Source organism: Vibrio sp. KUL78, from assembly GCF_059725505.1.
In genome coordinates, this window is sequence record NZ_AP045838.1 from 1,702,085 (window position 1) to 1,724,180 (window position 22,096).

Below are 22,096 nucleotides of genomic sequence, written 5' to 3' on the forward strand. Positions count from 1 at the left end.
TTAGTCCATTGGACACAGATTCTAATAACGAGGATGACCTTATGCTATCTCCTGAAGCAAAAATCAAAGTACAAAACTTTGGTCGTTTCCTCTCCAACATGGTAATGCCAAATATTGGTGCATTTATCGCTTGGGGTTTGATTACGGCACTATTTATTCCTACTGGTTGGATTCCAAACGAAACTCTAGCCGCAATGGTTGGTCCTATGATCACCTACCTTCTACCGCTACTTATCGGTTACACCGGTGGTAAAATGGTAGCAGGCGATCGCGGTGCTGTCGTTGGTGCAATCACAACTATGGGTGTGATTGTCGGTACAGACATCCCGATGTTCATGGGTGCAATGATTGTTGGTCCTCTTGGTGGTCTAGCGATTAAGAAGTTTGACCAAGCGGTTGAAGGCAAAGTGAAGAGCGGCTTCGAGATGTTGGTGAACAACTTCTCGGCGGGTATCGTTGGTATGCTTTGTGCGATCCTTGCTTTCCTAGTGATTGGTCCTGCAGTAAAAGTGCTTTCAACAGGGCTAGCTGCTGGCGTTGGAATGATGGTTAGCGCGGGTCTACTACCTCTTACCTCTATCTTTGTTGAACCTGCGAAAATCCTATTCCTAAATAACGCAATCAACCACGGTATCTTCTCGCCACTCGGTATCCAACAAGCAGAAGAAGTGGGTAAATCTATCTTCTTCTTGATTGAAGCAAACCCAGGTCCTGGTCTAGGTCTCCTACTTGCGTACATGTTCTTCGGTCGTGGCAACGCTAAGCAATCAGCACCGGGTGCGGCAATTATCCACTTCTTCGGTGGTATCCACGAAATCTACTTCCCTTACGTTCTAATGAACCCACGTCTAATCATTGCGGTTATCGCTGGTGGTATGACTGGTGTGTTCACACTAACCATGTTTGATGCAGGTCTAGTATCTCCAGCATCGCCAGGTTCAATCTTTGCTGTGCTACTGATGACACCTAAGTCTTCATTCCTTGGCGTGATTCTATCAGTGATTGCTTCGGCGACTGTTACCTTCTTCGTAGCTTCACTACTAATGAAAACATCTAAGCAAGATGATGAAGAAGAGTCACTAGAGAAAGCTGCAAGCCAAATGGCAGACATGAAGGCCGCTTCTAAAGGTCAAGGCGGTGAACTAGACCTAGCAAAAGTACGCAAAATCATCGTTGCTTGTGATGCTGGTATGGGCTCAAGTGCAATGGGTGCAAGCATGCTTCGTAAGAAAGTAGAAGCGGCAGACCTAGGCATTGAGGTGACTAACCTAGCGATCAACAACCTACCAGATGGTGCGGATATTGTTATCACTCACAAAGACCTGACTGACCGTGCTCGCACTCACGCTGCAGATGCACACCACATCTCACTGGGTAACTTCCTAGACGGTGCACTGTACGACGGTTTGGTTGCTGACTTAGTTAATGCGCAACAAGCAGGTGCTGAGCCAAAAAAGCCTGAAGCACCAGCAGACACTAGCTCAAGCATTGAAGAAGGAACGCTTAAGCTATCAAATGAAAATATCTTCTTGGGAATGGAAGCAAAAACCAAAGAAGAGGTTATCAAGTTTGCTGGTGAGCAACTCGTAAAACTTGGTTATGTAGAACCGCAATATGTTGAAGGCATGTTGGCTCGTGAAGAGTTGGTTTCTACTTACCTAGGTGAGTCGATTGCAGTACCTCACGGCACTATTGAAGCAAAACAATTCGTTAAAAAGACAGGCATAGTGTTCTGCCAGTTCCCTGAAGGTGTTCAGTGGGGCGAGGACGAAGATGACGTAGCTAAGATGGTGATTGGTATCGCGGCGCAAGGTGATGAGCACATTCAGGTTATCACGGCGATTACGAATTCACTTGATGACGACGAAGCTGTCGAATGTTTGAAGTCTACCACCAATGCTGAAGATGTACTTCGCATCCTGAGTGGTAAGTAGCAGAAGTGGTGATTATCACTTTGGCTTTGAGTCATAGCTCCTAAGTGAAAGAGACCAACAGCCCCCTTGTTGGTCTCATTTTTGATTTTTTCTTTTTCTTTTTTTAATGAGTTATTTAGGAAGACGTCTTATGAAAGCATTACATTTTGGCGCAGGTAATATCGGTCGTGGCTTTATCGGAAAACTACTTGCAGATGCAGGTATTCACGTAACATTTGCAGATGTAAACGAAACCGTGGTTAACGCTCTGATTGAACGTCAATCCTACCCTGTAAAAATCGTTGGCGAAGATGTAGTAGTAGAAGAAGTAACGAATGTTACAGCAGTAAACTCGACCAGCAGCGACATTATCGACCTTATTGCTAACGTAGAAATGGTTACGACAGCAGTCGGTCCGACAGTACTGAAGATCATCTCTAAGTCGGTAGCACAAGGTATCGAAAAGCGTGCAGCAAATGGCAATACAGCGCCACTTAATATTATTGCTTGTGAAAACATGGTGCGCGGTACTAGCCAGCTAAAAGCAATGATCTTTGAACACCTTTCAGACGATGTTAAAGCGTTTGCTGAGGCAAACATTGGCTTCGTTGACTCAGCGGTAGACCGTATCGTACCGCCGGCAGAAGAAGGTGAAACCGATCCTCTAGCAGTAACGGTAGAAACCTTTAGCGAGTGGATCGTCGATCAAACTCAGTTCGTGGGTGATATTCCGACAATTGCGGGTATGGAATGTACCGATAACCTAATGGCGTTCGTTGAACGTAAACTGTTTACACTTAACACAGGTCACCTAATCACGGCTTACCTTGGTGTGCTAGCGGGTCATGAAACGATCAAAGATTCTATTGAAGACGAAGCAATTCGTGCGGATGTAACCGCTGCGATGCAAGAGAGTGGTGAAGTACTGATCCGTCGCTACGGCTTCGACGCGCAGGCGCATGCTGCTTACATCCAGAAGATCCTGGGTCGTTTCGCTAACCCATATCTTCGTGATGAAGTGGACCGAGTTGGTCGTCAACCAATCCGTAAACTGAGCCCGCAAGATCGCTTGATTAAGCCTCTTAACGGTACGCTTGAGTATGGATTGCCGAATGGTCACCTATTAAAAGGTATCGCCGCAGCATTCCTTTACAAAAACGACGATGACCCACAAGCGGTTGAGCTTCAAGCGATGTTTGCAGAACAAGGATTTGAAAAAACACTGGCTCATTATTCAGAGCTGAATGTTGATTCAGAAATTGTTACACTAGCGCACGAAGCGTATTTAGCGCTCAAATGATTCAAGCTGTTGGTGCCACGCAAGTGGCACCCTTTGTTTTAAGAGATGTTATGCCACTGCACCCGCCCAATGAAACCGAACTATTAGAAGCTCTGTCCGAAGCAAAGGACGCGAGTGAATGTCTTATGGCCGCTTATGATGCCATCGACGACACTCTGGACACCCTTATCAATAGTATCTTTCATAAAGACGACTACGCAGTGAAGTACGTTGTTGATCCCCTTCTTACCAGTGATGGTCCTCTTGGCGACATTCTTGTTCGCGCTAAATTGCTCCTCGGCCTCGGTGTTATATCTAAAGAAGTGTTTGATGATATAGACATTTTTGTAACTCTAAGAGAGTGGACAAAGCATCAAGAGAACAACGTTAGTTTTACCGAAGTTGATGTGCTATTCGAACTGAATAAAATCAGTGCTATTCAAAAAATGATGCCGATCGAATATGATGCCAGCATGACCGCAGGTCTTGATGAAGTGATGCTGGAGATGTTTTTAGAGCGTCATTATCAGCGAGTGAAATCTACTATCATCCTTGCCATCACCGAAATGGTGAACACACTTTGCCGAGATAACCCTCTCGTCTAGTCTATTTCAGCCCTAATGCTTAACAAGTGTTGGGGCTTTTTATTGCCTTCTCGTCTTTTACTAATTCCCCTAGATCCACTTTCGTTTATCCACTTTAGCGAGCTTAGTTTCGAACTTATTCCGTGAACTTACACAATTAACTTTCGAAACGAAACTTAATTGTTCGATTTTTCATCAGTCAAATCGTGTCTCACAAATAATACCGCCATTTTCTTGCGCTATAAGTTACGTTGTGAAATAATTTTTGCATCAGTTAAGTTTTGAAGCGAAAGTTAAAGTGAGAAAACGTAATACTCAGGTTCGACGCCATTCCATTGCCCAGCTTGTCCAAGAGCGTGGCGAAGTCAGTGTTGAAGAGTTGTCTGCTCTATTTGATACCTCAGAGGTTACGATTCGAAAAGATCTCACATCGCTAGAAAAAAATGGTCAGTTGCTTCGTCGCTATGGCGGAGCCGTCTCTCTTCCTCAAGAAGCCGTAGATGAAGTGCTAAACGAATCCGTGGCGACGTCTGAAACCAAAGAGAAGATCGCAGAAGCTGCGGTAGGGTTGATTAACGACCATTATCGTATCGTTATTGATTGCGGAAGCACAACCGGTGCATTGGTGTCTCGTCTAGGCAACAAGAAGGGCTTGGTAGTGATGACAAATTCGCTCTCTCTTGCCAACGCGATAAACGACCTAGAAAACGAACCGACCTTGTTGATGACAGGTGGCACTTGGGATGCACATTCTGAATCTTTCCAGGGTCAAGTAGCAGAATCGGTATTACGCTCTTATGACTTCGACCAGCTGTTTATTGGCGCTGACGGAGTGGACTTAGCGCGCGGTACGACAACCTTTAACGAGCTTATCGGGCTGAGTAATGTCATGGCTGAAGTCGCCCGTGAAGTTGTCGTCATGATCGAATCCGAGAAAATTGGCCGAAGAATTCCTAATCTAGAATTAGCATGGGATGCGATTGATGTGCTAGTGACTGATCAAGGCTTAACTCAAGAGCAAAAAGCTCAAATCGAATCCAATAGCGTAAAGGTTATTTGCGCTTAAACAATTTATCCCTCTTCTATTGACTTGCTTGCGTTCATAGAGGGAAACAGAAACTAAAAAGTGGAGAATTACTATGTGTGGAATCGTAGGTGCGGTAGCACAACGTGACGTAGCAGAAATTTTGGTAGAGGGTCTACGCCGTCTGGAGTACCGTGGATATGATTCAGCGGGTGTTGCCGTTGTTGATGCTGATTTAGAGCTGAAGCGCGTTCGTCGCCTAGGTAAGGTGCAAGAACTTGCTGATGCTGTTGATGCACAAGATGTAACAGGCGGTACAGGTATCGCACACACACGCTGGGCAACTCACGGTGAACCTTCTGAAGCGAACGCTCACCCACACGTATCAGGTGATATCGCGGTTGTACACAACGGCATCATCGAAAACCACGAAGAGCTACGTGCAACGCTTCAAGAGCGTGGTTATGTGTTCCAATCTCAAACGGATACAGAAGTTATTGCTCACCTGGTTGAGTGGGAACGTCGCACATCAGAAACACTGGTTGAAGCGCTACAAAAAACAGCAGCTCAACTAGACGGTGCTTACGGTACAGTAGTAGTTGACCGCAAAGATCCAAGCCGCATCGTTGCTGCTCGTTCTGGTAGCCCAATCGTTATCGGTTTCGGTGTTGGTGAAAACTTCCTTGCTTCTGACCAACTTGCGCTTCTAAGCGTGACTCGCCGCTTTATGTACCTAGAAGAGGGTGACGTAGCAGAAATTACTCGTCGCGACGTTAAAGTTCTTGATGTTGACGGTAACCCTGTAGAGCGTGAAATCACAGAATCGAACGCAGAACATGACGCAGGTGACAAAGGCCAATACCGTCACTTCATGCAAAAGAGATCTTTGAACAGCCTCGTGCGCTGATCAATACAATGGAAGGTCGCGTTACTGATAAAGCAGTAGTGACTGAAGCTATCGGTGTTAACGCGGTTGATATCCTTAAGAAGGTTGAGCACGTTCAAATCATCGCATGTGGTACGTCATACAACTCTGGTATGGCCGCTCGCTACTGGTTTGAATCTATCGCTGGCGTAAGCTGTGACGTAGAAATCGCGTCTGAGTTCCGCTACCGCGACTTCGTTGTTCGTCCAAACAGCCTACTTGTGACACTTTCACAGTCTGGCGAAACAGCCGATACGCTAGCAGCACTTCGCCTTGCGAAAGAGAAAGGTTACATGTCTGCAATGACTATCTGTAACGTTGCGGGTTCTTCTTTGGTTCGTGAATCTGACTTTGCATTCATGACTCGCGCAGGGACAGAAATCGGTGTGGCTTCAACCAAAGCATTCACAACTCAGCTAGCAGCGATGCTGATGATGGTTGTGTCTATCGCTCGCCTTCAAGATCGCATGACAGAAGAACGCGAAGCAGAAATCGTGAAATCACTGCACGAATTGCCTGCAAACATCGAGAAAGCACTAGCGTTCGACAAAGAAATTGAAGCACTAGCAACAGACTTCGCTGATAAGCACCACACACTATTCTTAGGACGTGGCGAATACTACCCAATCGCGATGGAAGCGTCTCTAAAACTTAAAGAGATCTCTTACATCCACGCGGAAGCATACGCAGCAGGTGAATTGAAGCACGGTCCTCTAGCACTCATCGATGCAGACATGCCAGTTGTGGTTGTAGCACCAACCAACGACCTGCTAGAGAAGCTTAAGTCAAACATCGAAGAAGTACGTGCACGTGGCGGTCTACTCTATGTATTCGCAGACGAGAAAGCGGGCTTTGAAGGCGACGAAAACATGAAGATCATCCAAATGCCTCATGTAGACGACATCATCGCTCCAATCTACTACACGGTTCCGATGCAGCTATTGTCTTACCACGTAGCGCTTATCAAAGGTACTGATGTTGACCAACCACGTAACCTAGCGAAAGCGGTGACGGTTGAGTAAACCCCGTTATTAGTATCGATGAAAGTGTCGGAAGACAATAAAGTTTGATCAGTTACAATAAAGTCTGATCATATACAATAAAGATTGATCGTTTTTTGACCTCCTGCTAAGTTTAGCTTAGTCGGAGGTTTTTTATGTCAGATGCAGATAAGCCACTCAATAAGAAAGACCAAAAGCGTTTAGATGAAAAACGTGGTGAAGGAATTGGTAAGGATTACATTCCTTTTGTTCAAGTTGGAGAGTTCAGCAGCTCTGGCGAAAGCGTTCGTGTCAAAAGTGCCACAGTTGGACGTGTACACCACCTCCACTCAGGTAACGAGCTAGCCGCGTTTCTGGTGTTCGATTGGTGCAAGAAGGTCATCGACATTCGAGAGCAGTTTCCTATTCCTCTTGCTGACTCTTTGATTATTTGCCGCCAACTGGGTATTCGCCACCCTCAAGAAAAGGGCGAGCTTAAAATAGTGACTACGGACTTAATCATCGATTTTGCTGATGGCTCCCAGTTAGCGATCCCCGTAAAGCCAGCTCTAGAGCTTGATGACAAGCGCATTGTCGAAAAGCTTCAAATAGAGAAAGCGTACTGGGAAGCAATAAAAGTACCTTGTCCCATTTTTACCGATCAAGAAGTCTCCAACGCACTCAAAATGAACCTGAAGTGGATAAAACCACTTATCGATATAGATACTGAAGTCGAATACCCATTCTCCAAGCAGGATGTCATTGATCTTGAAGCTAGATTAGCGAAGCGACCCAAAGCTTATGTAGCCCGACATTGTGCCAAATTGGATGATCAATACCAATTGGAGGAAGGCACTCATATCGGAATATTTCGCTATGGTATTGCCAACCAATATTTAAAAGCATCACTTGAAACTCCGTTTACTGAGTGGAAGTGCGAAGATGTCGAACTCTTAATTAGTGGTAATAGAGATTTGGAGGTCGGCAATGCTTCTTAATCAAGTCTATCAATACACAGATTCAACCGAGCGAATACGTGTGGTGTACGAAACGTTAGAGTTCATCTGGCTGATCAGTCTCGATGATGAATCGGCTTGGCCTATACTCATGCCTGTCTCTGAGTTACATGAATTGATCGCAGCACAAACGATAGAGTGCATCAGTGAACCTTTTACTTTCTCTCATGTTGAGCTCGACGGTGCACAAACTCTCAAGCGAGATGAAGCCTATGCGATGCTAAAAATTCTACTAAAAGATCACAGTGAATTATTTGATAAGACGTCGCGCAACCGTCTAATTAGAAACGGGGTTGAAGCGACCGGAAAACCTCGTATTTACTTCATTCGCCAACTCCGTCGCTATTGGCAAAGAGGGATGACACCCAATGCATTGCTGCCTGATTATCATAAGTCTGGCGGGAAAGGTAAATCTAGGCGTGACGTGGGCAATAAGCTCGGGCGGAAGCGAACAACTGCCGAGGGCGTAGGTGCCATCATTACCGATGATGTCGCAGAAATTTTCAGTCTAGCAATTGATGGCTTCTTTCTTCAAAACGATAAGTTCTCTATCAAAGACGCCAAAGATAAAGCAATTGGCTTGTATAAATCCAGATATCCCGACTCTGATAAGACTTCCATACCGACTCTTCGTCAATTCCGCTATTTCTATGAATCTAACTACAAGAAACATGATGTAGTAAGACGAAGAACGCCATCCAGAGTATACGACAAAGATATTAGAGCGCTAACAAGCACATCAGCCTTTATGAATATCGGACCAGGAGGGCGGTATGAGATTGATGCAACGATTGCGGACCTCTATTTAGTTTCTGAGAAAGATCCGAATAAAATCATCGGTAGGCCAGTGGTTTACGTGGTTAAAGATGTATTTAGTCGCATGGTTACAGGGCTTTACGTCGGTTTGGAAAACCCATCATGGGTTGCGGCGATGATGGCCATGTCTAACGCCTTTCTTGATAAAACAGAGTATTGTCGGAGCTATGGAATAGAAATCGATTCTTCTATGTGGCCTTCTGTTGGTATTCCTGCGTCGATCATGGCGGATAAAGGCGAGCTTTTGCATAGGCAAGCTGACGTTCTCGTCAATGCATTTAACATCCAATTGAGTAACTCGCGATCCTACCGAGGGGATGATAAAGGCGGCGTGGAACGCTATTTCAATACTCTTCAAACAAAATTCAGACCTTATATCGGTGGTATTGTCGAGCCAGTTAACGGCAAGAAGCGCTTGGGACGCCGATATGAGCTAGACGCAGAATTAACCTTGCATGCATTCACCGAGACCGTGATTCACATCATTATCAACTACAACACTAGGCATGTAGTTAAAGATTATGATTTTGCCGAAGATATGCCTAATGACTTACCCGCAGTCCCCATTCAACTTTGGAACTGGGGAATCAAAAATCGTACCGGTAAGTTAAGACCATGCAATAAAGAGATGGTTGAAGTGAACTTGTTACCCACTGAAAAAGGGACAGTGTCTGAAGTTGGTATTGGTTTCAAAGGACTGAAATACACTTGCCGTGAAGCAATGGCTGAAGGTTGGTTTGACCGATTCAAGCAGACAAGACCAAAGAAAGTTGATGTGGCCTTTGACCCGCGTCGAACCGATGTTGTTTATCTGAGACCCGACAAAAGTTATCAATCCTATTGGATATGTGAGCTTTCAGACCGTAGCCGTCGATATAAGGGAATGAGTTTTGTGGATGCTGCAGGTATTCTCAAGTCTTCTAAAGTTGCAGAGGCTTCAGCGAATCAAGATAAGGATTTTGAGGCTCCTGACCTACAGGAAACGATGGAGCGTATCGCTAAACGAGAGCGTGACAAAAAGGCGAATACACCTAAATTAACGGACTCACAAAGATTGACCGGAATTAAGGGTAATCGAGATGAAGAGAGGGAATTTGAGCGAGACAATACCTCGGTCAACCTCAAGCCTGAGTCAAAGCAAAGTACTGCTGAAGTCATTGATATTCATACGGCTCACAACTCAGAAAGCATTGAATACCCGTCACTGGATGAATTTTTAGGAGATGATGATGATTAAAATTCACCAAGCGGAATACGCAGATCCTGAAATCGAAGACTATCGAGATCAGCCTTTGATCAATGCACTACCTTTATTGAACTCACCTCAGAATACGGCCAAAAAATTGAATCGTTATCCTGAAGTGCGAGACTCGGAAAAAACTTTACCTGGATATATTCGTCGCCATGCGATGATGCGAATACTTGATGGCTTTCTATATCCGACAAAAGCTCACCTTCAGCTTGAACAGATGATTTCAGGAATGATACGCAGAGGATACCTTGGACGTAACATCGCCTCGATTGACTATCAGCGTATCCTTTTAGATATCGATAACGTCGATTTTTCTACTGCATCGCGAAATTCTGGCAGTGCAGCGTTGGCCACCACTATAATTGGCTGCTCTGGAACAGGTAAGACAACTGCGGTCCAAGCCATCTTAGATTCATACGAGCATCAGGCTATTTATCACCCAGAATACCAGCGGGTTCAGTTGGTATGGCTTAAAATTGATAGTCCTCACGATGGTTCGGCAAAGAGCCTTTGTATCCACTTTTTTCGTGCGGTAGATGATGTGCTTGGAAGTGATTATGAGGAGACTTACGTGAAGTCGAGATCATCAGCAGAGTCTATGTTAGGTGATATCGCTAGAGTATGTGCTCTTCATTCTATTGGAATTTTGGTTATAGACGAAATACAACACCTTAGTGCTGCGCGTTCCGGGGGGGCGACTAAGCTACTCAATTTTTTCGTTACGCTTACCAATGTAATCAAAGTGCCAGTGTTGTTTATTGGCACACCAAAAGCTCTTGAACTCTTTTCTCCTACGATGAGATCAGCTCGCCGCGCTTCGCAGTTTGGTAGTTTAAATTGGAATCGATTTCAGCACCTATCAAATACAAATGATGAGAGCGAATGGGATCGGTTTTTAAATAGAATGTGGAAGTTGCAGTGGTTTCAATCACCGACACCGATGACTGCACCTATGAAAGACTTATTTTGGGAACTCACACAAGGTGTTGCTCATGTGGCCGTTTCATTGTTTTACCTTTGCCAAGCAAGAGCGGTAGTTGCGGGTATAGAAGTGATTTCCCTAAAGTTAGTCGAAGATGTGTTCAACGAAGAGTTGTCGATCATTCATCCGATGATCCGAGCGCTTCAAAGCGGTCGAAAAGAAGAAATCGTCAAGTATGCTGACTTAGACTTACCTGCTGATTCAATTCGTATTATTGGGCAAGCTAGCGATAGCGATGTGGATGAGCTTGAAACTACTGGTGAGGTAACTGATGATAAATTGGTGGAACTCACAGATATGCTGATTCGCATGGGACTCGGTGAGGATGTGGCTAAACTAGCGGCGAGACAAGCCATAGATGAAAAGCCTAGTGAGGATCTATTTGGGTTAGTTGCTCATATAAAATCGTTAGAGGATAAACCAGCGACACAAAGTAAGTCTGAAAAATCAATAGTAGCCAAGCTAAAGCCTCGTTATATGGAAAACGATCTTCGACTGCTGAAAAGTGACAACCCAATGTCTACCTACAACAACCTAAAACGTGAAGGCATGATTCTTGACATCACACCATACCTCTAGGTAGGAAGCCGCCAACTATACTTTAATAAGTGAAACGAGTTGTGTGGTGGTTGAAGATGTTGACCCACTTTCCAGTCGCTCAGAAAGATGAGTTGCTCACAAGTATTATTGCTCGATTTATCCAACAAATGGGAATCAAGGGTGACAAGATTGCATTAGACATTCTCTTTGGCAACAGAATGATCGTTCCTTCGCCTATTTTACAAGGTCATATTGCGCAGCTTTTGGACCATGTAGGTCACGTATGGGGAATTCACCCAAAGCAAATCGTAGAGCGTTATACGTTCCTTCCGCTGTTTAAACCCTTCGTTGAATCACACCGCTATAAAGCGTTACAAGCCAATTTAATTCATTGTCGAGTGAACCCCTGCTTGTCTGGCGCAGGTATACCAGCGTCGATTATCAAGTGGCCTACGACGTACAAGATTTGCCCCTTATGTTGGCAAGAACAAAGTAAGAACCTTGGTTTTACCTACTGGCAGCGATTGTTTCAAGCACCTGGCGTCAACGCCTGCCCGCTGCATCAGAGCATTCTCATAGATACATACATACCGATTCATTCCACACACAGACATCAGTTTGTGGGCGCGAGTAGCTATCAATGTCAAACATGTTTTTCTGAGGTAGCTGGCCCTTGCGAGCTCAGATTATCCAAAATGGTAGAAAGCTTGCTCAACTTGAAAAGTAGTTCGATTTCACCAGCGCAATGGACGCTCTATTATCAAAAACTTGCAAGAGATGCAGGCATGATAACTGGCGCACGAATTAATCATAAAGAGATTTCAGATTCTGTGCGAAGGCTTTGCTCAGATAAATGGCTGTACCAACAAGGTTTAGCGCTTAGTGGAACTAATACATGGTTAGTAGCAATGTTCAGAAAACATCGTAGAGTATTCAGTTACTTGCAACACTTCATTGTTTGGTTGTCACTACGAGATAGTAACGTGGATTTGTTGGTAGAGTTAGAGAACGCTTGTGCGTTTCCTAAAATAGAGAGGAGAGAGCGGCCTATGAGAACGACCAAAAATCTAGAAAAACGGGCTCAAAATAGAAACCAATGGCTTAGTATTTTAAAGTCTTCACAAGCTGAATCTTTAAAACAAGTCAGAAGTACTGTAATTGGTGCCCGGCTGTATTCTTGGCTTTATCGATATGACCGTAAGTGGCTCAATATTCACAAACCCAAGCGAGCTTCAAATTACCAGAATTATCGTGTTGATTGGCAGGCTCGAGACCGCTGGATAGCAAAAGAGCTACTTTCTGTAAAGAATCTAGCAGAGGGAAGAATATACGATCCTCGCCATTCAAAATCATGGTTTGCGTCGAAAATAGCCAAAAAGAGCTTGATCGAAAAAAAAATGCACAAACTCCCACTTTGCAGCTTATTTTTTGATCGATATAGCGAATCGGTTGAAGAGTACCAAACAAGACGATTAAGCCGTGTTATGGTTCAACTCATTGAGTGTAATGATGTTTCAAGGCCCGTGTGTGAGATTGAACGACTTGCTGGACTCAGCCGTGCGCGTAGCAGGAAACCTGCACGGGAAATTCTCCGATTGGACATCCCAGCCTGGCAGAGACTTGCGGCACTTCCCTGAAAATACGCCGTTGATTAAAATCGGTAGTATACACTCCAAACGGGTTCTCAATAATAAAATCAGACCCTATATCAACGTGCAGTTCTTAGGTCACCCTGAAAGTCGCGTTCCGGCCGAACTCATACCTATGTTGATGCTCAATTCTCATTATTCAAATAAAGAACGTACTGTCCCTCATAAGCGCGAACTCATCGACATAAAAGTATCAGATAATTTTCAAAGAGCTGCTTCAAACAAATCACATTCAATCATTTTAAAAGAAGGCAACTTAAAAGTTGTTGTTTCGTGTATAGAACTTGCTCGAGCACTCTTTTTTACACAACGTACATCTAACACGCACAGCCTTTAGGCCAAATGGTTTGATGGGGATGGCAGTCGTGGATGATATTGGAAAAGAGTGTTTTATCCGTTTTAACAGGTCATCGGATTACCCCTTAAGGAATTTGGACTCCAAGGATGCATGCAAACACTTGAGGTGGCTGTTGCTTAACCCTGAGGCAACAAAAAGCTTCAACAGTATTTATAGCAAGTTACAACAAGATGAAGGCACGGAGTGGAACTTTAACTTTGAACCACCGTCACTTAAAAGTTGGCGATTTAAGCTTGCTGGTGAGTATGATGAAACCGACCCAATGTTGTTCCATGTCGAAGAAATCAAGAGAGTACGTACCCCAAGTTTTAACTATGGAAAAAAAGTCTCGATATACCATCCCAAAAAAATTGATGTTATTCCTGTTGAGCCAAGTAACGGCAAGCGCCCAGAAATTAACCGGACAGACCCAGATCCGCAGTTGGACTTTGAAGCCACGCCAGGTAGTCACCGAAAAAGAGATATCTTCAGTGAAGAAGGCTTTCGATTTGTCTGTGATTCTGAAGATGAAGTAACCGTTTCCCCAGGAAAAGCACTATCGAGGGTAGCGCCTAATGTGAATACCACCGAAAAACCAAAGCCTGATGTTTCAGGAGTCGGGCATGGAACAGCAAACGGATCGGCACAAGAGTTAGACTGGGCGATTAATCGCAGTGATTGCGATGATTCAACTAGTCCTGAGGCTCCGAAAGTCGTCGCTCCAACAGGTAACTTTCAAATTTTTGAAAAGGTAATCAGGAAGCTCATGAAGCTTCCTGATTATGAACACAAAGGTACACAGTGCTTGGCAATACCAAAACCGGACAATTCTTCACTGATATACAAGAACAAGCTCACACAGGAGGCTCGAACCTTTCATTGTGCATATTTCTATTATCGGCAAACGCCTTTAGTCATCATTGAAGTGGATATTAGCGATATTAACGACAAGCATAGTCTAGGCTCCAGATTATTTGGGTTTTCTGAAAGTGGCAAAGATGGGCTTACGCACGTGATGAAAGCATGCTCCGAGAAAGGCGTTCGATGGGATGCTAAAGCAAACCAAGAACACTGTTCAGTAGTGGTTGAAATTAAGCACCCTTCTAGAACCAAAAAAGTCGATGGTGAAATGGTGCACAGAACCGACAGTGAGTATGAAACCGCGTGGATTGAGGCTCTGGATAGAGCTGTTAAGAGAGCATTGACACAATAACTAAGGAAAGTAAGTGTCTAAGCAAAGGTGATGAAGTAAAATGAAAGTAACGATGGCCAAGCTCTTGGCCATTGTTTCATGTCAAAAGAATCACCATGCTAACAAGCAAAATTTGTAATCAGATCGACCACGTTTGGGAAATGTTTCGCACTAGCGGCGTCGCTAACCCAATTGCAGTTATTTAGCTAGTCTCATACTGTCTGTTCATCGTTGAGATGAACTAAAAAAGGGTCACTGTGCGCCGCAAGCATCGATGTAACCGATGAGCTCAAGCTATCACAAGTGATCAATGCGGAAGTATTCTCCAATCTATTCAAGCAAACATGCCGACCTATCAACGAAGTCTGAGGAGATAGTTCATACGATATAAGGTAGTGTTAAAGGGCGATTAGGGTTAAGAAAGCTATACGTTTGATCCTTTCGAGTTGAGGCAACTTTACGGAAACAGGGTCATCCATCTAATTTGACAGATGGCTACTAAGTCTCTGTTGCTTGAACAAAACGTTGGAAGTAGAAATATGGTCACCAAAAGCGTTTATTGTCGGAGACCACTATGCATCGCGTAAAACAACTACTAGTTGCTTCACTCATGCTTCTAAATTACAACGAACAATTTGGTGAGGTTTAGGCCATGCTCAAAGCACTTAACAAGCTAAGGTGGATAGGTATGTACGAAATTCAGTGTACGGTTTAAAACACGAACTATCGAGCTGGCGTTTGTGCTTGAGCTGTAACTATGTAATAACCCCGCCGACCATCGCAAAAATCACCCCTGATTAGACCAAAAACAGACATGTTTTTTCCAAGGTGATTCCCCTATATTTGACCTATAAACTTAACGCAATTATCACCGAAAGAAGTAGAGGGATAGCAATGGATTCAGAGAAAACGTGGGCAAATGATGCTTGGAAAAGTGTGTTTGAGAAAGTCAAATTTACCAGCGAAGACATTTCAGTACAGTTTCCTTCCATGACATCGGAGGGTCAATATGAAGATACCCACGCACCTTGGGCGTGGGTTGTCGGCTTTTGGCCTGGCCTGCTATGGTTGCTGTATGAGAAAGAGCACTACCAACCGTTCAAAGACATTGCAATAGCACGTGAGAAGACCATGGATGGCCCACTTGATGAATATGTCAATATCCACCATGATGTTGGCTTTATGTGGCAACTAACTTCGATCAAACAGTATGAATTGTTTGGCAACGAGCGCTCTAAAAATCGCGCACTTAGAGCCGCAAGTCATTTGGCGAGCCGATTTAACATCAATGGGCGTTTCTTAACTGCTTGGAACAAGAATGATGTAAGTGCTGCAGACCCGAGAGGTTTGAGTATTATCGACAGCATGATGAACTTGCCTCTTTTGTACTGGGCTGCCGATCAACTCGATGCACCGCGGTTCAAACTGATTGCCATGGCGCATGCTGATACAGTGCTTAAAGAGTTTATTCGGCCAGATGGTTCAGTAAGGCATATGGTTGAGTTTGACTATATGACTGGCGATGTAAAGAGTTACTACGGTGGTCAAGGCTACAATGAGGACTCAGCTTGGAGTAGAGGCGCATCGTGGGCGGTTCATGGTTGTGCACTAAGTTATAAATATACCAAAGAGCCAAGATACCTTGAAGCAGCCATGAGAACCGCTGATTTCTTTATTGATCAGTTACCAGAAGATTCAGTCCCACATTGGGACTTTAGAGCTCCGAGGGATGAAAATACGCCAAGAGATACCTCGGCCGCAGCGTGTGCTGCGAGCGGTATGCTTCTTATTTCTGAACTTGTTGAAGATGAAACAAAGAAAGCTCACTATTTTGATGCTGCTAATCGAATCCTCAAGAGTCTGTACGACAACTACTGTACAGCAGGTGATGATACCCAGCAGGGAATCTTAACAGGAGGGGCGTTCAACTGCCCTAAAGGCTTAGGTGTAAATTGCTCACTTATATATGGTGATTACTACTTTGTAGAAGCTCTATCTAAACTGGTGACAAAACTATCTGTTGAGAAAAAAGAAACGTTCGCCCAAGAAACTGTGGTGTGATGTTAGTAATGTTGAATATATTCTAAGCTACGACCCATTAAAGTGAGCGCCCGATATAGAGTATCGGGCGTTTTTGTATCTAGTCGGTATTGAAGTAGCGCTTCCTTGTTAAATCTATAAATAATGTTGTAGCGTTAACTAAAAGTTCTATTGTATTACATTAAGTCAATCAAACTATTCTGTTAAAAAATAGCAACACACAAAGTCAACATAGGTAAAGTTAATTAACAATATGCTTAATCAACGCTTAACATATAGTGCTCGATCTCAATGCAAATTTTGATACAACAGTTACCAATTATTTACATTGTTTGGGCTGAGTAACCTGAGCAAAATACAAGTAATTGCACGCGAGTAAACTACTTAAATTAGGTGGATTATTTAATCAAACATAAAACTATGCGTGCATGAATATAGTGAAAAATGGACTTAATCCCAACATTAGGTGAAGCATCATATGAAGAAAAACAGGATCTTATTATCTATACTTTGTGGTTCCATGCTGATTGCTGGATGTAATAGTGACGATAAAATAAATGAAGGGCCGACAGCTCCTCCTGGAGACAGTAATGAGCTAACAGGCGTGCTTTGGGAGCTAGCACCACAAGGTGTAACTTCACTGTCAAATACAGCTGAGGCTCTACCTAATATCTATCTATTCTCCGATGAAAATATGAAGTACTATCATGATGATGCAGAAGCTGGAAGCTATCAAATCGAGTACTCTGATTATGACCATGATGAGGATAAAAAAACCATTTCATTTACATACTACGAAGGTGATGCAATTTCCGTCGTATCTGGGACATATTCTGTCGAGAGTAATGTACTTACCATTAATAATGGAAATCAAGGTGACTTAATCGGCGAAGACCGCTCTGATGATGAAGCGGTAACCGATGCTGTAAAGCAGGCTGATAATACCACTGAAAACAAAGTGGGCAAAATCGAAGATCTTTTGACCACTAGCGCCGGTGAGCTTCGATTTGCTGTTCCGTCAGATAAAGTCAGCTCTGGTAAATTCACGTTAGATGCCACTGTGCGTCTTAACACCAATGATGAGGTTGGTGATAATCAAAGCGACTACGCATATGTGGGTCTCTTTAATGGTAGTTTCACTTCGGGTAAAAACTTCGGCGACATTGTTATGGATAATGACCCTGCTGACGGAGGCGAAGGGAGAATTCGCTACCGTGAGGGAAATCCTGGCTTTTCTGATGAGGTGGGTAAATTTGAATTTGGCGTTCCTATGTCCATTGAAACAAGCTGGGACGAGAACTACTTCACATTTAAGATCATACAAAGCGATGAAGTTATCGCAGACGAAACAGTAGATTACGCTGTAATTGCAGGCCCTGTCGACCGTTTTTCTCTGCGTGTAGGCTCGGTAAGTAAAACCAGCCGATACGAGTTTTTAGTGGACAATATCGAGGTGTATTCAAATGATTCGCAAAAAGTGGTCTTTTCCGATGACTTTGAGAGCTATAGCGATGGGCAAGACTTAACCGGCGGTCATGTTGGTGGTTACCACTCCAGCACCATTCAATCATCGGTTACTACATTGCAGGAAGAACTACCCGTTGATTTAAGTCAGTTCTATAGTCAAGACGGGACCGATATGACCTGGCTAGAGGTATTAGACACTGGCAATCTATCACCAGTTGGCACGCCAACGACAAAAGGTATCGAAGGCTCGACTATCACGATCAACCCGGAGACGGTAGAAACAGGTCCCTACGGCGATCGGCCAATCAACAGCGAGGCCAACAATTATCGTATACATACGGTCGGCAATACATCAGTAAGTTCAAGTAAATTCGGGGCATGGAGCCGCTGGTATCAAGAAGATAGTAATACCCAAATTTTCCGATTGTTTAAAGACGAAGAAAGCGTAAGTGGTTCACGTGGACTGGCGGCTCGCATTGAAGCTTTTAGTCCTGATGATCGCTGGGCTCCAGGCGAATGGCATGAGTTTTCTGCACGTTTTAATGTGTTAAAAGCAAAAGGTTGTTCAGCACAGCCTGTAAAAGAGCATTACTGTTCTTTGTTTCAAGCCAAAGGCAACAATGTGGACCATTGGTCGGTCATGTTGAGGGTACACGGAAACGGTAGCTTGTGGTTCTACCCACGTATCGGAGACAAGATCAAAATCAGTGACAATGCAATTGGTAAACCATTTGATATGCGAGTTCGAGATAATGGCTTAGACTATGAGATGTACATTGATGAAGAACTTGTTGGTAGCGGTCAATTTGAGCGTACCGAAGAAGTGGGTTTCCGATGGGGGATTTATGTCGGTGAAACTGAGGTTGTTGATGATATCTTGGTTTTAGTTACTGGTGCGAGTATGAAATAGACTTTTTATACATCTAAGTGTGATGACCTACATAGGTAAGCATTATTAATGCTAAGCTGCTTGATTAGAATCATACCAACTTTTGCAATCCCAAGTTGGCAATCTTAGCCTACTTGGGAAGCAATATACGCAACGAACTTGCGGTATCTGTCTCTTACCATGGACTTATTTCGCCATTTCTACTTCTGCCATAGGCTGCGTCTCAAATTCCCCTTCGGATGTCATTGCGACTAACTTATTGTAATAGTGATACTCAGAACACACACCAACACAGATAACCCTTAGCCATAAGAGTGCTAAAAGGTTAAAGGCACTATGCATCCATATGAAGGTACTTTGCTTATTGTATTGTGAATAATAGCCGCGTAGATTCTTGCCTTAATTTAGTGAGTGTTACGATATTCTCTCGGAGATACGCCAAACTTAGCTTTAAACTTCTTGTAGAAATCACTGGTATTAGAAAAACCTACCTCTATAGCGAGATCGTTAATACTTATATTCCTAATCTTGATAATCTCACAGAACTTATTGAACCTAATTTCCCTAAGCAGATTGTTGAATGTGACACCACTCTCTTTTTTAATCAGCTTAGAAAGATTATAGTTTTTCATTTTAAGTTGATCAGAAATCTCATTTAAGTTGGCTGTTTTGAGATTTCTCTCCATATAGGTAATTACTTTACAGAGAACACCTTGATCATAAGATACTTTTTCAATTCTTTTCGGCTCTTCAAGCGTTAGATCAAGCACAAGGATACCGAGTAAGAACTTAACGCGAGGCTCCATCAAATCTTCATCTCCGTCGAGCTCTGAAAGCATTTCATTGAGTGAACCCTCAAGTCTACCATTCCCTTTGGTTGAGAAAATAAGTGCTGAGGTAGAAGATTTTTTGAATACCACATCTGTAAAAAAGTTAGACAAATTACAAGTTTCATTGATGAACTCGAAGATATAGCTGAAGAATTTTTTGTGGATAATGAAGTTTACTATTATATCGTCATCAGCTGTCGGGTATATTTCATGAGTGACGCCAGGACCTAAGAAAAGTAAGTCTCCTTTTAGAAGCTCCACCTCTTCATTCTCGATTACTTGCACCGACTTTCCGTTTAGGACATAGCATATTTCAACATAATCATGGCTGTGTGCAGGGTAGTGTATAAATCGAGTATGCTTTCTTATAGAAATCATTTTTCCAGTCGGGCACACTTTGTCAAAAGATATGATGTTACGGTATCTATCAGTAAAAATACTATTGTCGATACCGGAGTTTTTATGGATGATGCCTTCTTCCTCAACATTAGTAGACCTCATCTTTTCAATAAAATCATACAGCCCTCTATCCATAATAAACCTCACTTAGAACCCAATTCTATTCATGTGATGTGACGCAAACATTGGCTTGCTTTCGACCAAGATTTGCCTTACACAGCAACCAATCCAAATATACATGCAAAATCAAAAAAAAATTGAACCGGTGGTTTAATTGTGAGTCTGGTCAACAATAGGGAGACGCAAGCGGTGAAATTTTGGGTCCCCGTCACGATGGCTTTAGCCCTTTATGAGGTAATCAGACTACGTCAAACTTATGTCATAGCTGACCAACTCAATCCCTATGAGGCTGGATCTACCATTCCTTGTGATACCGATAAGTCATCATGAAGTAAGTCATCGTGAAAGTGAGCAAAAAATGATGTTTTGGAGTGCAAACCTCTGTATTTATTGGTTAGTTATTGCCAATTAAAATATACGATCAGTAAGCATCGGAGGTGGTAATGAATTACTTTTTGGCAGTTGATATTGGTGCATCCAGCGGGCGGCATATACTAGGCCATTTGGACAATGGTAAGCTAAAGGTAGAAGAAATTCATAGGTTTAACAATCAAATCTACCAAGTAGACGAGCAGCTCTGTTGGGATCTAGATTATCTGTTCTCTGAGATAATTACTGGTCTTCGAAAATGTGCAAAGCAAGGGAAACAACCCACAGCATTGGGTATTGACACTTGGGGGGTCGATTTCGTCCTTCTTGATAGTGAAGATTGTATGATAGGCCATGCGGTGTCTTATCGTGATAGACGAACCAATGGAGTGATGAAAGAGATTTGTTCCCAAGTTGGTAGTGAAGAGCTCTATGCAAAAACGGGTATCCAACTTATGGACTTTAATACCATTTGCCAGTTGAAGACGCTCTCCGACGAAACTAAGTGCCAAGCCAAATCATTCCTCATGATCCCTGATTATTTAAACTACTTGTTGACTGGGAAAAAAGTAAACGAGTATACAAATGCTACTACGACACAACTGTATAACATAGAGACCAACAGATGGGATGAGGAACTTATCGAATTTGTCGGACTAAAAAAAGAGGTATTTCATGAAGTTTTACCTCCTCTATCAAAAGTCGGTAATCTAAAGCAAGCGTTAGTCGACGAACTTGCCTTTGATTGTGAAGTGATTCTACCACCGACTCATGACACCGGGGCGTCATTTATTGCAAGTAGCCTAAATATAGAAGATAGCGGCGTTATTCTCAGTTCGGGAACTTGGTCCTTATTAGGCAAGGAACTACTACAGCCAATCGTTAGTGAACAGTCAAGACTAAAAAACTTTACTAATGAGGGTGGAGTAGATAAACGCTACCGGTTTCTAAAGAATATTATGGGTTTGTGGATTGTCCAAGAAGTGTCCCGAAACCTTGACCATCGATACTCATTTTCGGAACTCGTTAATCTAGCAAGGGAGGCTAAAGACTTTACGTCCGTTATTGATGTCAATGACCAAAGATTTTTTATAAACGACAACATGATAGAAGAAATTGTTAATTATTGTAGGGAATCTGGCCAAGCACCACCTTCGACAGTCGGGGAAGTTAGCGTATGCGTCTACCGTAGTTTAGCTATTTGTTACAAGAAGTATATTGATGAAATGTCAGAAATAACAGGGCAGAATATCAGAACCATTAATATTATTGGTGGCGGGTGTAAGAACGAGTTTCTCAATGAATTAATAGAAGAAGAAACAGGTTGTAACATAATTGTTGGCCCAGTTGAGGCCACGGGTATAGGTAACATAGTTTCCCAGATGATTGCTATGGAAGAGGTTTCGGACATTTATAGCGCTAAAAAAATCATTGAATGTAGCGAAGTGTAGATTTCTGCAAATATTGACATTTTTTACTGCAATAGTACGTGT

At 43.2% G+C, this 22,096-nt stretch carries 13 protein-coding genes and 1 pseudogene; 13 read left to right on the forward strand and 1 reads right to left on the reverse strand.

Annotated elements, in window-relative coordinates:
- Positions 1–41: 41 nt before the first annotated feature.
- The 12 genes and pseudogenes from AC6I8Y_RS24045 (at position 42) to AC6I8Y_RS24100 (ending at position 18,906) form a co-directional block, all read left to right on the forward strand.
- Positions 42–1,934, forward strand: coding sequence for a PTS mannitol transporter subunit IICBA (locus AC6I8Y_RS24045; protein WP_498022019.1), 1,893 nt, complete (start codon positions 42–44; stop codon positions 1,932–1,934).
- Positions 1,935–2,064: 130 nt separating this feature from the next.
- A complete protein-coding gene (locus AC6I8Y_RS24050) occupies positions 2,065–3,213 on the forward strand; it encodes a mannitol-1-phosphate 5-dehydrogenase (RefSeq protein ID WP_394150020.1) in 1,149 nt (382 codons plus the stop codon).
- Between the two features lie 50 nt (positions 3,214–3,263).
- The gene (locus tag AC6I8Y_RS24055) at positions 3,264–3,797 is read left to right on the forward strand and encodes an MltR family transcriptional regulator (RefSeq protein ID WP_156111110.1); all 534 of its coding nucleotides are present in this window, start codon (positions 3,264–3,266) and stop codon (positions 3,795–3,797) included.
- 277 nt (positions 3,798–4,074) lie between these two features.
- The gene (locus tag AC6I8Y_RS24060) at positions 4,075–4,842 is read left to right on the forward strand and encodes a DeoR/GlpR family DNA-binding transcription regulator (RefSeq protein WP_394150022.1); all 768 of its coding nucleotides are present in this window, start codon (positions 4,075–4,077) and stop codon (positions 4,840–4,842) included.
- A gap of 73 nt (positions 4,843–4,915) precedes the next feature.
- Positions 4,916–6,747: pseudogene (glmS, locus tag AC6I8Y_RS24065) on the forward strand (glutamine--fructose-6-phosphate transaminase (isomerizing)).
- A 134-nt stretch (positions 6,748–6,881) separates the two neighbouring features.
- Complete coding sequence (locus AC6I8Y_RS24070) at positions 6,882–7,703, forward strand: TnsA endonuclease N-terminal domain-containing protein (protein WP_498022021.1); 822 nt, start codon at positions 6,882–6,884, stop codon at positions 7,701–7,703.
- Entirely contained in the window at positions 7,693–9,774 is a 2,082-nt protein-coding gene (locus tag AC6I8Y_RS24075; protein ID WP_498022023.1) for a TnsB C-terminal domain-containing protein, read from the forward strand. Before AC6I8Y_RS24070 ends, AC6I8Y_RS24075 begins: the two co-directional genes overlap by 11 nt.
- Positions 9,767–11,350: an ATP-binding protein gene (locus AC6I8Y_RS24080; protein WP_498022024.1), complete on the forward strand. Its 1,584-nt coding sequence runs from the start codon at positions 9,767–9,769 to the stop codon at positions 11,348–11,350. Before AC6I8Y_RS24075 ends, AC6I8Y_RS24080 begins: the two co-directional genes overlap by 8 nt.
- 56 nt (positions 11,351–11,406) lie before the next feature.
- Positions 11,407–12,948, forward strand: coding sequence for a TnsD family Tn7-like transposition protein (locus tag AC6I8Y_RS24085; protein ID WP_498022026.1), 1,542 nt, complete (start codon positions 11,407–11,409; stop codon positions 12,946–12,948).
- 368 nt (positions 12,949–13,316) lie between these two features.
- Positions 13,317–14,510 carry a Tn7-like element transposition protein TnsE gene (locus AC6I8Y_RS24090; RefSeq protein WP_498022028.1) on the forward strand — a complete coding sequence of 398 codons (1,194 nt, stop codon included), beginning with the start codon at positions 13,317–13,319 and terminating at the stop codon, positions 14,508–14,510.
- A gap of 873 nt (positions 14,511–15,383) precedes the next feature.
- Positions 15,384–16,550 (forward strand): hypothetical protein, encoded by a 1,167-nt coding sequence (locus tag AC6I8Y_RS24095; protein ID WP_498022030.1) that lies wholly within the window; start codon positions 15,384–15,386, stop codon positions 16,548–16,550.
- A 457-nt stretch (positions 16,551–17,007) separates the two neighbouring features.
- Positions 17,008–18,906: a hypothetical protein gene (locus tag AC6I8Y_RS24100; protein ID WP_498022031.1), complete on the forward strand. Its 1,899-nt coding sequence runs from the start codon at positions 17,008–17,010 to the stop codon at positions 18,904–18,906.
- A gap of 383 nt (positions 18,907–19,289) precedes the next feature.
- Here the strand turns inward: AC6I8Y_RS24100 and AC6I8Y_RS24105 are convergent, their stop codons facing one another.
- Complete coding sequence (locus AC6I8Y_RS24105; RefSeq protein ID WP_498022032.1) at positions 19,290–20,249, reverse strand: AraC family transcriptional regulator; 960 nt, start codon at positions 20,247–20,249, stop codon at positions 19,290–19,292.
- Positions 20,250–20,677: 428 nt separating this feature from the next.
- Between AC6I8Y_RS24105 and rhaB the strand changes: the two genes are divergently transcribed.
- A complete protein-coding gene (rhaB, locus tag AC6I8Y_RS24110; RefSeq protein ID WP_498022033.1) occupies positions 20,678–22,054 on the forward strand; it encodes a rhamnulokinase in 1,377 nt (458 codons plus the stop codon).
- Positions 22,055–22,096: the final 42 nt, after the last annotated feature.

Bases quoted from the DNA above. Each gene is read 5' to 3' on its own strand.
- AC6I8Y_RS24045 (WP_498022019.1), top strand. From the start codon at position 42: ATGCTATCTCCTGAAGCAAAAATCAAAGTACAAAACTTTGGTCGTTTC.
- AC6I8Y_RS24050 (WP_394150020.1), top strand. From the start codon at position 2,065: ATGAAAGCATTACATTTTGGCGCAGGTAATATCGGTCGTGGCTTTATC.
- AC6I8Y_RS24055 (WP_156111110.1), top strand. From the start codon at position 3,264: ATGCCACTGCACCCGCCCAATGAAACCGAACTATTAGAAGCTCTGTCC.
- AC6I8Y_RS24070 (WP_498022021.1), top strand. From the start codon at position 6,882: ATGTCAGATGCAGATAAGCCACTCAATAAGAAAGACCAAAAGCGTTTA.
- AC6I8Y_RS24075 (WP_498022023.1), top strand. From the start codon at position 7,693: ATGCTTCTTAATCAAGTCTATCAATACACAGATTCAACCGAGCGAATA.
- AC6I8Y_RS24080 (WP_498022024.1), top strand. From the start codon at position 9,767: ATGATTAAAATTCACCAAGCGGAATACGCAGATCCTGAAATCGAAGAC.
- AC6I8Y_RS24085 (WP_498022026.1), top strand. From the start codon at position 11,407: ATGTTGACCCACTTTCCAGTCGCTCAGAAAGATGAGTTGCTCACAAGT.
- AC6I8Y_RS24090 (WP_498022028.1), top strand. From the start codon at position 13,317: ATGGCAGTCGTGGATGATATTGGAAAAGAGTGTTTTATCCGTTTTAAC.
- AC6I8Y_RS24095 (WP_498022030.1), top strand. From the start codon at position 15,384: ATGGATTCAGAGAAAACGTGGGCAAATGATGCTTGGAAAAGTGTGTTT.
- AC6I8Y_RS24100 (WP_498022031.1), top strand. From the start codon at position 17,008: ATGAAGAAAAACAGGATCTTATTATCTATACTTTGTGGTTCCATGCTG.
- AC6I8Y_RS24105 (WP_498022032.1), bottom strand. From the start codon at position 20,249: ATGGATAGAGGGCTGTATGATTTTATTGAAAAGATGAGGTCTACTAAT.
- rhaB (WP_498022033.1), top strand. From the start codon at position 20,678: ATGAATTACTTTTTGGCAGTTGATATTGGTGCATCCAGCGGGCGGCAT.